General features: G+C 70.6%; 10 protein-coding genes. All 10 read right to left on the bottom strand.

What is annotated here, in order from left to right; all coding sequences use genetic code 11:
• Window positions 1–24: 24 nt before the first annotated feature.
• From murG to mraZ, 10 genes are read right to left on the bottom strand one after another with little or no spacing between them, the layout of a single operon-like run.
• A complete protein-coding gene (gene murG, locus RMCN_RS11375; RefSeq protein WP_064416364.1) occupies window positions 25–1,191 on the bottom strand; it encodes an undecaprenyldiphospho-muramoylpentapeptide beta-N-acetylglucosaminyltransferase in 1,167 nt (388 codons plus the stop codon).
• Window positions 1,188–2,696 (bottom strand): putative lipid II flippase FtsW, encoded by a 1,509-nt coding sequence (ftsW, locus tag RMCN_RS11370; protein WP_067389168.1) that lies wholly within the window; start codon window positions 2,694–2,696, stop codon window positions 1,188–1,190. The genes murG and ftsW overlap by 4 nt, the downstream gene beginning before the upstream one ends.
• 6 nt (window positions 2,697–2,702) lie before the next feature.
• Complete coding sequence (murD, locus tag RMCN_RS11365; RefSeq protein WP_201028827.1) at window positions 2,703–4,181, bottom strand: UDP-N-acetylmuramoyl-L-alanine--D-glutamate ligase; 1,479 nt, start codon at window positions 4,179–4,181, stop codon at window positions 2,703–2,705.
• Window positions 4,174–5,253 carry a phospho-N-acetylmuramoyl-pentapeptide-transferase gene (mraY, locus tag RMCN_RS11360; protein WP_064416367.1) on the bottom strand — a complete coding sequence of 360 codons (1,080 nt, stop codon included), beginning with the start codon at window positions 5,251–5,253 and terminating at the stop codon, window positions 4,174–4,176. Before mraY ends, murD begins: the two co-directional genes overlap by 8 nt.
• Window positions 5,250–6,767 (bottom strand): UDP-N-acetylmuramoyl-tripeptide--D-alanyl-D-alanine ligase, encoded by a 1,518-nt coding sequence (locus RMCN_RS11355; protein WP_067389165.1) that lies wholly within the window; start codon window positions 6,765–6,767, stop codon window positions 5,250–5,252. The genes mraY and RMCN_RS11355 overlap by 4 nt, the downstream gene beginning before the upstream one ends.
• Window positions 6,764–8,281 carry a UDP-N-acetylmuramoyl-L-alanyl-D-glutamate--2,6-diaminopimelate ligase gene (locus RMCN_RS11350; RefSeq protein ID WP_067389163.1) on the bottom strand — a complete coding sequence of 506 codons (1,518 nt, stop codon included), beginning with the start codon at window positions 8,279–8,281 and terminating at the stop codon, window positions 6,764–6,766. Before RMCN_RS11350 ends, RMCN_RS11355 begins: the two co-directional genes overlap by 4 nt.
• Before the next feature lie 60 nt (window positions 8,282–8,341).
• A complete protein-coding gene (locus RMCN_RS11345; RefSeq protein WP_067389161.1) occupies window positions 8,342–10,252 on the bottom strand; it encodes a peptidoglycan D,D-transpeptidase FtsI family protein in 1,911 nt (636 codons plus the stop codon).
• A complete protein-coding gene (locus RMCN_RS11340; protein ID WP_067389159.1) occupies window positions 10,249–11,256 on the bottom strand; it encodes a cell division protein FtsL in 1,008 nt (335 codons plus the stop codon). The genes RMCN_RS11345 and RMCN_RS11340 overlap by 4 nt, the downstream gene beginning before the upstream one ends.
• Window positions 11,253–12,407, bottom strand: a complete 1,155-nt coding sequence (rsmH, locus tag RMCN_RS11335; RefSeq protein WP_201028826.1) for a 16S rRNA (cytosine(1402)-N(4))-methyltransferase RsmH — start codon at window positions 12,405–12,407, stop codon at window positions 11,253–11,255. The genes RMCN_RS11340 and rsmH overlap by 4 nt, the downstream gene beginning before the upstream one ends.
• Window positions 12,382–12,813, bottom strand: coding sequence for a division/cell wall cluster transcriptional repressor MraZ (gene mraZ / locus RMCN_RS11330; protein ID WP_059098924.1), 432 nt, complete (start codon window positions 12,811–12,813; stop codon window positions 12,382–12,384). Before mraZ ends, rsmH begins: the two co-directional genes overlap by 26 nt.
• Window positions 12,814–12,966: the final 153 nt, after the last annotated feature.

Genomic DNA, 12,966 nt, shown 5'->3' with positions numbered 1-12,966 from the left:
GCTCCTCGGGCAACGACTTCGGTTTCACCGCATACCCTTTCGGGGCTCGGCTCGGGCCACCTCGATGGCGATCTCGGCGACCCGCCTGGCCGCGTCGCGGTGACCGGCCAGCGCCGCGCCTGCCGTCATCGTCTGCAACCGGCCGGTGTCGGTGAGCAGATCGACGACGGTCTCGGCGACGAAACTCGGCGACAGGTCGGCGTCGTCGACGATCAGCCCGCCACCCGCGTCGACCACGGGAAGCGCGTTGAGCCGTTGTTCGCCATTGCCGATCGGCAGCGGAACGTACACCGCAGGCAACCCGACCGCGGTCAGCTCGGCGACCGTCATCGCACCCGACCGGCACATCGCCACGTCGGCCGCGGCGTATGCGAGATCCATCCGGTTCAGATACGGCACAGCAACATACGGCGGGTCACCGTCGGCGGGTTCGCGCAACTCGAGGGTGTTTTTGGGGCCGTGCGCGTGCAGCACCGAAATGCCAGCCGCGGCAAGGTCTTTGGCTGCGCCCGACACCGCGCGGTTCAGCGACTGCGCGCCTTGGGACCCCCCGAACACCAACAACACCCGGGCGTCGGGGGTGAACCCGAAATGTGCGCGGGCCTCGGCCCGCAACGCCGCGCGGTCCAGGGAGGTGATCGCCGCGCGCACCGGCACCCCGACCACCTCGGTGGTCCGGCCCAGCCCGGGGTCGGGAACGGCCGAGAGCACCCGCCGCGCCGAACGCGCACCGACCCGGTTGGCCCAGCCCGCGCTGGCGTTCGCCTCGTGCACCACCACCGGCACGCGCCTGCTTCGGCGCACACTGCGCGCGGCCAGATAGGCGGGCAACGCGACGTAGCCGCCGAAGCCGATCACCACGTCGGCCTCGACCTCGTCGAGCAGCGCCCGCGTCTGCCGTACCGCCCGCCGCACCCGAAGGGGTAGGCGCAGGAGGTCGCCGGAGGGTTTGCGTGGCAGCGGCACCGGCGTGATCAGCTCGAGGTGATAGCCGCGTTCGGGGACCAGCCTGGTTTCCAGGCCGCGCTCGGTACCCAGAGCGGTGATCCGCACGTCCGGCACCAATTCGGTCAGGGCGTCGGCCACCGCCATCGCCGGTTCGACGTGTCCCGCGGTACCACCGCCCGCGAGGACAACGGAGACTCCCCGGTCGTCCCCCGGCCGCCGAGGGACGGGACCCGTGTCGTTCACCCGTAACGCTGACCTTCCAGTGCGCGCCGCCGGCTGGTGTCCGCGCGGCCGCCTCCATGATGCCTTGCCGCCCGGGCCGACTTACCGGCCGTCTGACGTTTACGGGCGGGCTTGGGCGGCTGTTTGGCCGCGGGCTTGGGCGCCCGGGTGCGCTTTGGCGCCAGCGGTTTGCCTGATCGTTTCGGGCTGCGCTTATTGAGCCGGTCGCGCACCGCCTCGGTCCGCGACGGCACGTAGGGCGCGGGCAGCGGAAGCCGGAGCAGCCTGTTGACCCGGTCGTCGCGCCCGGCCCGCAACGCCGCCACCGCCTCCGGTTCGTGCCGTGCCGCGCTCGCCATGATGCCGATCATCAGAAGCGTTGTCGCCGTTGAGGTTCCACCTGCGGAGATGAGGGGCAGCTGCAACCCGGTCACGGGTAGCAGGCCCACCACATAGCCGACGTTGATGAACACCTGGCCCATGATCCACAGCGTCGCGGTGGCGGTGAGCAGGCGCAGGAACGGGTCCGCGGAGCGCCGCGCGATGCGCATCCCGGTGTAGGCGAACAGGCCGAACAGGCACAGCAGGCCGCCGGCGCCGATGAATCCGAGTTCCTCGCCGATGATCGCGAAGATGAAGTCGTTGTGCGCGTTGGGCAGGTAGTTCCACTTGGCCGCGCCCTGGCCGAGGCCGTCGCCGAACACACCGCCGTTGGCCAGCGCGAACCGTGCCTGGCGGGCCTGATAGCCCGACCCCTGCGTGTCGGCGCCGGGGTTCAGCCAGGACTGCACCCTCGCCGAGCGGTACCCCTCGGCCATGGCCAGCACGACGGCCGACACCACGACCATGAGCAGCGAGGACACGAACACCCGCAGCGGCAGGCCGGCGTACCAGAGCAGGCCCAACAGGATGATGCCCAGCGACACCGTCTGCCCGAGGTCGGGCTGGGCGACGATGAGCGCCAGCGCGACGAAGGCGGCAGGTACCAGCGGGATCAGCATCTCGCGCAGCGACGCCTGCTCCATGCGGCGCGCGGCCAGCAGGTGCGCGCCCCAGATGGCGAATGCGATCTTGGCCAGCTCGGAGGGCTGCATCGAGAACCCGGCGACCACGAACCACCCGCGCGAACCGTTGGCCACGGTGCCGATGCCCGGGATGAGCACCAGGATCAGCAGGACGATGGTGAGCGCGAAGCTGGAGAAGGCCATGCGCCGCATCAGTTGCACCGGGATCCGCATCGCGACGTAGAACGCGAACAGCCCGACGACCGTCCACATCACCTGCTTGGCGAATACGACCCACGGCGAGCCGTCCTGGTCGTAGGAGTACACCCCGGATGCCGACAGCACCATCGTCAGACCCAGCGTGGTCAGCAATGCGGCCACCGCGATGATGAGGTGGAACGACGTCATCGGGCGGCCGAGCCACGCACCGACCCGGGTCCGATGCCCGGCGGTTACCGGCTCGGCCGGTTTGTCTTCGGCGCCCGTCCTGCGAAGCCGCAGCCGGGTCAGGATGGTGGCCATGGGCGACTATCGGGTCAGGGCGCGCACGGCGTCGGCGAACGCGTCGCCGCGGTGGCTGTAGCCGCTGAACTGGTCGAAGGAGGCGCCGGCGGGGGCCAGCAGCACGGTGTCGCCGGACCGGGCCAGCCCGCGGGCGGCGTCGACCACCGCGGCCATGATCGCGTCACCGGATGGCGCACCGCCAAGCCTGATCACATCAGTAACAGGACTAACATCCGACCCATTTGTCCCTTGCACCCCAAAATCCTCCCCCGTCACAACCTCGATGACGGGGACATCCGGGGCGTGTCGCGATAACGCCTCGGCGATCAGGGCCCGGTCGCGGCCGATCAACACCGCCCCGACCAGCCGATTCGCCATCGAAGTGACCAGCTCGTCGACCGAGGCGCCCTTGAGCAGACCGCCGGCCACCCACACCACCCGCGGGTAGGCGGCGATCGACGCACCCGCGGCGTGCGGGTTGGTGGCCTTCGAGTCGTCGACATAGGTGACGCCGTCGATGGTGGCCACCACCTCCGCGCGGTGTCTGCCGACCCGGAAACCGGTGAGCGCGTCGGCGATGGCCGCCGGTGGCACGTCGACCGCGCGGGCCAGCGCGGCGGCCGCGAGCGCGTCGAGCACCCCGACCGGGCCGGCCACCGGGATCGACGCAACCTCGGCCAGCGTCCAGCCGCCGTCGGGCGGATCGCCGAACGCGTTGTCCACCAGCGTGCCGTCGACGACACCCAGTTCGCCCGGGCCGGGCTCCCCCAGCCGGAACCCGATGCGGGTTGGCGCGGCGGCCGTGCCGAGCAGGCCCGCGGCCACCGGGTCGTCGAGTCCGACCACGGCGACGCGGCCGTCGAGCACGCGGGCCTTGGCGGCGGCGTAGGCGGCCATTGACCCGTGCCAGTCGAGGTGGTCCTCGGCGACGTTGAGCACCACGCCGGCGTCCGGCCGCAGCGAGGGCGACCAATGCAGCTGGAAGCTGGACAGCTCCACCGCGAGCAGGTCGGACGGTTCGGCGAGGACGTCGAGCACGGGGTTGCCGATGTTGCCGCACAGCACCGCGTGCCGCCCGGCGGCGACGAGCATGGCGTGCAGCATCGACGTGGTCGTGGTCTTGCCGTTGGTCCCGGTGACGACGAGCCAGCGCCGCGACGGCCCGAACCAGCCCGCCCGGTCCAGCCGCCAGGCCAGCTCCACGTCGCCCCACACCGGCACGCCCGCTTCCGCCGCGGCGGCCAGCACGGGCGCGGTCGGCGCGAACCCGGGACTGGTGATCACCAGCGCGTACTCGCCGATCGTGGCCCGGGCCTCGGCGGTGGTGACGACCTTGGCGGGGGTGATCAACCGCTGCAGCGCCAACGGATCGTCGTCGCAGATCGTCAACCGCACGCCGGTGGGCTCGAGCACGGCGCTGACCGAGCGGCCGGTCAGGCCCGCGCCGGTCACCAGCACCCGGGCGCCGGGGACCAGCGGCTCGAGATGCGTCATGTCAGGCACCGACGGTCGTCAACCACTCGCTGTAGAACAACGCGACCCCGAGCCCGCACGCGATCGCGGTGAGCAACCAGAACCGGATGATCACCGTGGTCTCGGCCCACCCCACCAGTTCGAAGTGATGGTGGAACGGCGCCATCCGGAACACCCTGCGGCCGGTCGTGCGGAACGCCAGGATCTGCACGACGACCGAGACCACCTCGGCGACGAACAGGGCGCCGAGCACCACGGCCAGCATCTCGGTGCGGCTGGCCACCGAGAGCCCGGCGATGATGCCGCCGAGGGCGAGCGAGCCGGTGTCGCCCATGAAGATCTTGGCGGGCGCGGCGTTCCACCACAGGAATCCGATACAAGCACCCGCAGTGGCAGCGGCGATGATCGCCAGGTCGAGAGGGTCGCGCACGTTGTAACAGCCCAGGCCCGGACTCGTCGCGCAGGCATTGCGGAACTGCCAGAAGGTGATCAGCACGTAGGCCGCGCACACCATCGCCATCGCGCCCGCGGCCAGCCCGTCCAGCCCGTCGGTGAAGTTCACCGCGTTCGACCACGCGCTGACCACCACGATGCAGAACAACACGAACAGCGCGGGCGGCAGTGTGACCGTGGCGATCTCGCGCACATAGGACAGTTCGGCGCTGCCGGGTGTGAGCCCGTCGGCGTTGCGGAACTGCAGGGCCAGCACACCGAAGATCACGGCGGCGGCCAGGATGCCGACGGTTTTGGCGGTCTTGTTGAGCCCGAGGTTGCGCGAGCGCCGGATCTTGATCAGGTCGTCGACGAATCCGACGACGGCCAGGGCGCTGGCCAAGAACAGGACGAGCAGGCCCGAAGCCGACGGGCCCCGGCCGTCGATCACGACGCCGACGAGGTGGGTGCCCAGGTAGCTGGCCCAGATCCCCGCGACGATCGCGACGCCGCCCATCGAGGGGGTCCCGCGCTTCTTGGCGTGGGTGGGCGGTCCGTCCTCGCGGATCTCGTGGCCGAACCCCTGTCGGGTGAACAGTCGGATCAGCACCGGGGTGAGCAGGATCGACACCGTCAGCGCGATGCCGACGGCGATGAGGATCTGCCTCATGCGTTCAGGTCCCGGATGTCGGCGGGCCGAAGATCGAGCAAAGCTTCGGCCAGCGCGCCGAGTCCGGCCGCGTTCGACGCCTTCACCAGCACGACGTCGGACGGTTGCAGTTCGGCGCGCAGGAGTTCCAGCGCCGCGTCGGCGTCGGCGACCATGGTGGCCTCAGCCCCCCACGATCCCTCCATCACCGCGCCGTGGTGCATGGCGCTCATAGTCCTCCCGGTTCCGACGACGATGAGTCGTGACACATCTAAGCGCACGGCCAGTCGGCCGATGCGGTCATGCTCGGATATCGCGTCGTCGCCGAGTTCGGCCATCTCGCCCAGCACCGCCCAGCTCCGCCGGCGCCCCCCGCCTTCGCGGGCCATCCACGCCAGCGCCTTGAGGCCGGCGCCCATCGAGTCCGGGTTGGCGTTGTAGGCGTCGTTGATCACCGTGACGCCGTCGCTGCGGGTGGCGACCTGCATGCGGTGTTTGGACACCGGGCCCGCGGTCGCCAGCGCGGCGGCCACCTGCTCGAGGGAGGCGCCGCACTCCAGCGCCACAGCCGCCGCGCACAGGGCGTTGGACACCTGGTGGTCCCCGTGCACGGCCAGTGCGACGTCGACGGACCCGGCGCCGGCGTGCAGGGTGAACCGCGGCCTGGCGAGCTCGTCGAGGGTGATCTCGTCGGCCCACACATCCACGTCGCGGCCGCCCGGCTCCCGTGACACCGCCACGATGCGCGCGGCGGTCTTTGCCGCCATCGCCGCCACCGCGGCGTCGTCGACATTGAGTACGACGGCTCCTGATGCTGGAACTGCTTGTGGCAGTTCGGATTTGGTCTCGGCGATGGCCTCCCGCGAACCGAATTCGCCGAGGTGCGCGGTGCCCACGTTGAGCACCACCGCGATCGAGGGCGGGGCGATCGCGGCCAGCGCGGCGATGTTGCCGCGATGCCGAGCCGACATCTCCAACACCAGAAAGTCGGTGGCTCGTGTCGCGCGCAGCACCGTCCACGGATGCCCGAGTTCGTTGTTGAACGAGCCCGGCGGTGCGATCACCTCGCCGAGCGGGGCCAAGACCGCGGCGACGAGGTCCTTGGTCGAGGTCTTACCCGACGATCCGGTGATGCCGATGATCGTGAGCCCGGCCGCGACGAGTTCGGTGGCGACCGCCGCGGCCAGCTTCGCCAGCGCCGCGAGCACGGCTGCCCCCGAACCGTCGACGTCGTGTTCGAGCACGCCCGCCGCCCGGTCGGACGTCTCCGGTGTCGGGTCGACGACGATCGCCGGCACGCCGACCGGGCGGGCGGCCAGCACCGCCGCGGCCCCGGCCTGCACCGCGGCGGCCGCGAAGTCGTGTCCGTCCGAGCGGGCTCCCGGCAGCGCGAGGAACAAACCGCCCGCCGAGACGGCCCGCGAGTCGAACTCGACGGTGCCGGTGATCCGGGTGGTCGCGGCGTCGGCTTCGGAGATGTCGGCGAGGCGGCCGCCGACGATCTCGGCGACCCGGGCCAGGGTCAGGTCGATCACGGCAGACGTTCCCGTGCCTCGAGGGCGCGCGCCAACTCCTCGCGGTCGTCGAAGGGCCGGGTGACCCCGGCGCTGGTCTGCCCCGCCTCGTGGCCCTTCCCCGCGATGAGCACGACATCGCCGGGTCGCGCCCACGCCACCGCGTGCTCGATCGCGGCGCGTCGATCGCCGATCTCGACGATCTCGGCGCGGCCCACCGCGCCGGCCACGATCGCCGCGCGGATCTCGGCGGGATCCTCGTCGCGCGGATTGTCGTCGGTCACCACCACCAGATCGGCCAGTTCGGCGGCGACACCGCCCATCGGCCCCCGCTTGCCGGGGTCGCGGTTTCCGCCCGCCCCGAACACGACCGCCAACCGGCCGTCGCTCTGTGCCCGCAACGTCTCCAGCACGGCCTGCAGGGCGCCCGGCTTGTGCGCGTAGTCGACCAACGCGAGGAAATCCTGCCCGCACTCGACGGGCTCCATGCGCCCCGGCACGGTCGCGGTGCGCAGGCCGGGCACGGCCTGTTCGGGTGACACACCGACCGCGTCGAGCAGCGCGATCGCGAGCAGGCAGTTGGCCACGTTGTAGCGCCCGGGCAGCCCGATCTGCAGATGGTGGTGCACCCCCGCCGGATCGACCGCGAAGAACTCCTGCGCGTTGCGTCCGACCGTGCGGACATCCTCGACACGCCAATCGGCGACGCGGCCCGTCGCGCTGACCGTGACCGGTTCGCGGGCCAGCCTGGCCATCTCGCGGCCGGCATCGTCGTCGACGCACAGCACGGAAAGCTCTGCGCGGTTGGGGGATTCGGGAGCGAACAGTCGCGCCTTGGCCTCGAAGTAGTCCCGCATCGTCGGATGGAAGTCGAGATGGTCGCGGGACAGGTTGGTGAACCCGCCGACCGCGAAGCGCACACCGTCGACGCGGCCGAGGGTGAGCGCGTGGCTCGACACCTCCATCACGACCGTGTCGACGCCCTGCTCGACCATCACCGCGAGCAGCGCCTGCAGATCGGGCGCCTCGGGCGTGGTGAGGACGCTGGCCTGATCGCGTCCGTCGATTCGGATGCCGACGGTGCCGACGAGTCCGGCCACCCGCTCCGCCGATCGCAGGCCCGCCTCCACCAGATAGGTGGTGGTGGTCTTGCCGGAGGTGCCGGTGACCCCGATGACCCGTAGCCGCTCGGACGGCTGCCCGTACACCTCGGCGGCCAGTGCGCCGAGCACCGAGCGCGGAGCCGGGTGGACCACGACCGGAATCTCCACTTCCGGACCCAGAAGCGCGAGCCCGTCGGGGTCGGTGAGGACCGCCACCGCACCGCGGGCGATCGCCTCGGCGGCGTAGCGGGCGCCGTGCGACGAGGCCCCCGGCAGCGCCGCGAACAGGTCACCCGGTTCGACGTCCCGGCTGCGCAGCGTGACGCCGGTGACGCGGACGTCCGGTACGGCACCGCCCGCGGGCACCGCCTGGACCTGCCCGGCCAGCGGCCCGAGCGCCGCGCCGGCGGGATGGCTGGGTCGCAGGTTCATGGCGTTGTCACAGTACCGAGTCGCCTGTGCGGCCCCCGCGACATATCGGGGCCGCCCCCGTCAGTCGGCTACTAGGGTCAGCCGCGAGTCGGGATCCGGCGACAGGGGCACGTTCTCGCGCTGCAGCAGCCAGGAGGCGATGTTGTGGAACAGCGGCGCCGATGTGGTGCCGGGCTGTCCGTCGGCCGTGCGCTGCGGGTGGTCCATCATGATGGCGACGACGTAGCGCGGGTCGTCGGTGGTGGCGATGCCGGCGAAGGTGATCCAGTAGACGTCGCTGTAGTAGCACCCGCAGGCCGGGTTGATCTGCTGTGCGGTGCCGGTCTTCCCGGAGATCTGATATCCCTCGACGGCCGCTTGCGAGCCCGTCCCCTGCTGCACCCCGGTGGGGTCGCGCTGCACCGTGGCCCGCAACATGTGCCGTACCGTCTTGGCGGTCTCCGGCGAGACCACCCGAATGCCCTCGGGGCGGGGCTCCTCGGTGCGGGTTCCGTCGGGGGCGATGGTGGTCTTGACGATGCGCGGCGGGACGCGCACACCGTCGTTGGCGATGGTCTGATACATGCCGGCCATCTGCAGCAGCGTCATCGAAAGGCCCTGTCCGATAGGCAGGTTGGCGAATGTGCTGCCCGACCACTGGTCGATCGGCGGGACCAGCCCCGCGCTCTCGCCGGGCAGCCCCACCCCGGTGCGCTGACCGAGGCCGAACTTGCGGACCATCTCGAAGAAGCGCTCCGGGCCGAGTCGCTGCGCCAGCATCAGCGTGCCGACGTTGGAGGACTTACCGAAGATGCCCGTCGTGGTGTACGGCATCGTCCCGTGCTCCCAGGCGTCGCCGACGGTGACACCGCCCATGTGGATCGAACCCGGTACCTGCAGCACCTCGTCGGGGTTCGACAGCCCGTACTCGATGACCGACGCGGCGGTGATGATCTTGTTGACCGAACCGGGTTCATACGGCGAGGACACCGCGGGGTTGCCGAGCTGGCGGTGCTCCTGCCTGCCGATGTCCTGACTCGGGTCGAACGTGTTGTCGTTCGCCATCGCCAGCACCTCAGCCGTTTTCGCGTCCAGGACGACCGCCGAGACGTTCTTGGCGCCGGACAGGTTCTTGGCCTGCTGCACCTGCTGCTGGACATAGAACTGGATGTCGTCGTCGATGGTCAGCATGACCGTGGAACCGTCGACCGCATCGTGTCGGTTGCGGTAACTGCCCGGGATGACAACGCCGTCGGAGCCCCGGTCATAGGTGATCGACCCGTCCGTGCCCGCGAGCACGGCATCGAGCGAATCCTCCAGCCCCAGCAGACCGTGTCCATCCCAGTCGATGCCGCCGACGATGTTGGCCGCCAGCGAGCCGCCCGGATACTGACGCAGGTCCTGGCGTTCCGAACCGACCTCGGGAAACTTCTTGGTGATCGCCTCGGCGATGGCGGGATCGACCGCCCGCGCGAGATAGACGAAAGTCTCGTTGCTCTTGAGCTTCTTGAGAACGGTCGCCGAGTCCGGCTTGTTGTTCAGCCGCAACGCCACCTCGGCGGCGATGTCGCGAAGCCTGCGGTCGGGTTCGGGCGCCTCCGTGCTTTTCGCCCTGGCCTCCTCCAACTGCTTGCGGACCTTTTGCGGCTGGAAGGTCAGCGCACGCGCCTCGATGGTGAAGGCGAGCTTGTCGTTGTTGCGGTCGACGATCGCCCCACGCACGGCCTTGTCGACGTCGGTGACCTTGAGCTGGCTCGCCGCCTCGGCCCGCAACCCATCGGCGCGGGGCACCTGGAGGTGGAACAGCTGTCCCGCCGCGACGATCAACACGAGGAAGATCGCCGCGTTGCCCACTCGATGCCGGAACACGAAAGACGCGCTGCGCAGCCCGGTTTCGGTGATCGGAGCGCGAGTCCGCCTGGCCCTGGCCGAGCGCTCCTGAGAACCGGCCGCCGGTGCGGCCTTGCGGGTCCGACGCTCGCCGCGGGTCATGCGACGGGACCCGCCGGAGGCAGGGTCGCGGGAGGCACGACAGCCGGCGGCACGACCGCGGGGCTGAACTGTTCGGCGCCCGGCATGGGGCCGGGCAGCACCTGCGGGTTCGGGATGTGCAGCGCATCGGGCGGCGCCATCGGCACCGCCGGCGGGACCATGGGCCCCGGTGCGGCACCGGGCACCGGCGGCTGTCCCGGAAGCGACTGCGGCACCGGGGTGGGCGCCGTACGCGTCGGCATCCGCACGGTGACCTCGCGGGGATCGACGACCCGCGGTGCAGGCGGTCGCGGCCCGGGTGGGGGCGGCTGCGGGGTCGCGTCGGGCAGCGGTGTGTTCAGCGGCGGCGGCGGAACGCCCTCTGCCGGTTTGGGTGTGCCGACCACCACCCAGTTACCCGCCGGGTCCTGCACGAGGTGTGCGGTGTCTCGGGACGGGATCATCCCCAGCTCGCGCGCGGCTTCGGCCAATGCCGGGGCCGCCTGGGCCTCCAGCACATCGCGCTCGAGGGCTTCCTTCTGTTGCAGCAGAGCCTGATTCGTCTCGCGGGCGTTGCCCAGCTGATAGGACCGCTCGGCGGCGTCGGTGGACAACCACAGCGTGGTGCCCAGGCCCATCCCCAGCGAGCCGATCACCAACACCACGAACGGCACCCTGGCCACGAGGGCCCGTGGGCTGAGCTCCACCGAGGCCAGCTTGACGATGATGCGCTGTCGTAGTGGTGTGCGAACAACCTTGGGCGCCTTGGCCTTTCGTGCCTTGGCCCGGGCCTTGGCCTGGCTGGCGCTCTTGGGCCTGCCCGGTGCGCCGGTCGGACGCGGAATGGGGTTGGTCTGGGGCGCCGACCGCTGCGGTCGCTGATCGCGGGTCGGCTTGCGCCGTGCCTGCGCGTCCACCGTGCGCCGCGCAGCGCCGGTGCGCCGACGTTCGTCGGCGCCGCGCACCCCCTTCGCGCGCTTGGTCTTTTTGGCCTGCTTGGCCTGCTTGGCCTGTTTGGCGTTCACCTGGGTGCCCCCACCTTCTCCAGTGCTCGTAGCCGCACAGGCGCGCTACGCGGGTTTCGTTCGATCTCCTCGGGAGCTGCACGCTCGGCACCGCGAGTCAGTGCGACGAACTCCGGCTCGTGACCCGGGAGTTCCACCGGTAAGCCGGGCGGCGTCCTGGACGCCGTTGCGGAGGCGAAGGCCGCCTTGACGATGCGGTCCTCCAGGGACTGGTAGGCCATCACGACGATGCGCCCGCCGGGAGCCAGAGCGTTCAGCGCCGCGGGCAACGCGTCGCGCAGCGAGTCCAGTTCGCCGTTGACCGCAATCCGAAGCGCCTGGAACGTGCGCTTGGCCGGGTGACCGCCGGTGCGGCGCGCCGGCGCGGGAATCGCCTGGTAAAGCAGCTCGACCAGCTCCCCGGTGGTCCGGAACGGCTGGCGGGCGCGCCTGCGGATGAGCTGGGCCGCGATCCGGCTCGCGAAACGTTCCTCACCGAACTCGCGGAGCACCCGGGTCAGTGATTTCTGGTCGTAGGTGTTGACCACGTCCGCGGCGGTCAGCTCCGCGTCGGGGTCCATGCGCATGTCCAGCGGCGCGTCGGCGGCGTAGGAGAAGCCGCGGTCGGTGCGGTCGAGCTGCATCGAGGACACGCCGAGGTCGAACAGGATGCCGTCGGCCTGGCTCGCCCAGTACCCGTCGTCGCCGAGCACGCCGCCGATGCCGTCATAGCGCGTGCGGACCAGCATCACCCGGTCACCGAACCGCGACAGGCGCTCACCGGCGATCCACAACGCATCGGGGTCGCGATCCAAGCCGATCAGCCGTAGACCGGGCAGTTCGGTCAGGAAGCGCTCGGCATGGCCGCCGGCCCCGAGGGTGCCGTCGACGAGAACCGCACCCTCACCGTCGGGACTCCGCCGCGTCAGTGCCGGTGTGAGCAGTTCGACGCAGCGGTCCAGCAGGACGGGGATGTGTCCGTGGTCGCCGCTGCTCCGTGCCATCGCCGTGCCTCCCTCACCTCCACCAGAAACCCCTGCACCGGGGTCCCTGTCCGAGAGCACGGACCTGGCGTCGGGGAAGTACGCCAGGGCCGGTTCGGGCAGAGGCCGCGATGCACGGGCTTGATGCCGGTCGACCGCCGAATCAGATGATGTCGTGCAGAGCTTCATCGGTGGCCGCGGAGAAGTTCTCTTCGTGGGTCTGCTGGTACTCCTGCCATGCCGTGGAGTCCCAGATTTCCAGGTAGTCGACCGATCCGATCACCACGCAGTCCTTCGACAGGTTCGCGTAGCGGCGGTGATCGGCCGACAGGGTGATTCGGCCTTGTGCGTCGGGGTGCTGTTCGTCGGTGGCGGCGGCGAGGTTACGCAGGAACGCGCGTGCTTCCGGGTTGCTACGCGATGCCTGCGACGCCCGTCGGGCCAGCTTCTCGAACTCCGCGCGCGGGTAGACGGCAAGGCTGTGATCTTGGCTTTTGGTGACCATCAACCCTCCTGCCAGCGCGTCGCGGAACTTGGCGGGCAGTGTGAGCCGCCCTTTGTCGTCGAGCTTCGGCGTGTAGGTACCGAGAAACATCTCGAACCTCCCCGCCAGTCAACAGAGCCCCGGTCGCTCCGTTGTCCGCCACTTTACCCCACAATCCCCCACTAGCCACCATTTGCGCGCCAAATTTCCTGGTGAGTCCCCACCCTGCACCCCACACCGGTCGTCGTACGGACGGCGGCACCC

Source organism: Mycolicibacterium novocastrense (assembly GCF_001570485.1).
Lineage (GTDB): Bacteria > Actinomycetota > Actinomycetes > Mycobacteriales > Mycobacteriaceae > Mycobacterium > Mycobacterium novocastrense.
This window is presented reverse-complemented; position numbering and strand designations above follow the sequence as displayed.

Coding starts and splice junctions, on each gene's coding strand:
- ftsW (WP_067389168.1), bottom strand. CDS start 2,696: ATGGCCACCATCCTGACCCGGCTGCGGCTTCGCAGGACGGGCGCCGAA.
- mraY (WP_064416367.1), bottom strand. CDS start 5,253: ATGAGGCAGATCCTCATCGCCGTCGGCATCGCGCTGACGGTGTCGATC.
- RMCN_RS11350 (WP_067389163.1), bottom strand. CDS start 8,281: ATGAACCTGCGACCCAGCCATCCCGCCGGCGCGGCGCTCGGGCCGCTG.
- RMCN_RS11345 (WP_067389161.1), bottom strand. CDS start 10,252: ATGACCCGCGGCGAGCGTCGGACCCGCAAGGCCGCACCGGCGGCCGGT.
- rsmH (WP_201028826.1), bottom strand. CDS start 12,407: ATGAAGCTCTGCACGACATCATCTGATTCGGCGGTCGACCGGCATCAA.
- mraZ (WP_059098924.1), bottom strand. CDS start 12,813: ATGTTTCTCGGTACCTACACGCCGAAGCTCGACGACAAAGGGCGGCTC.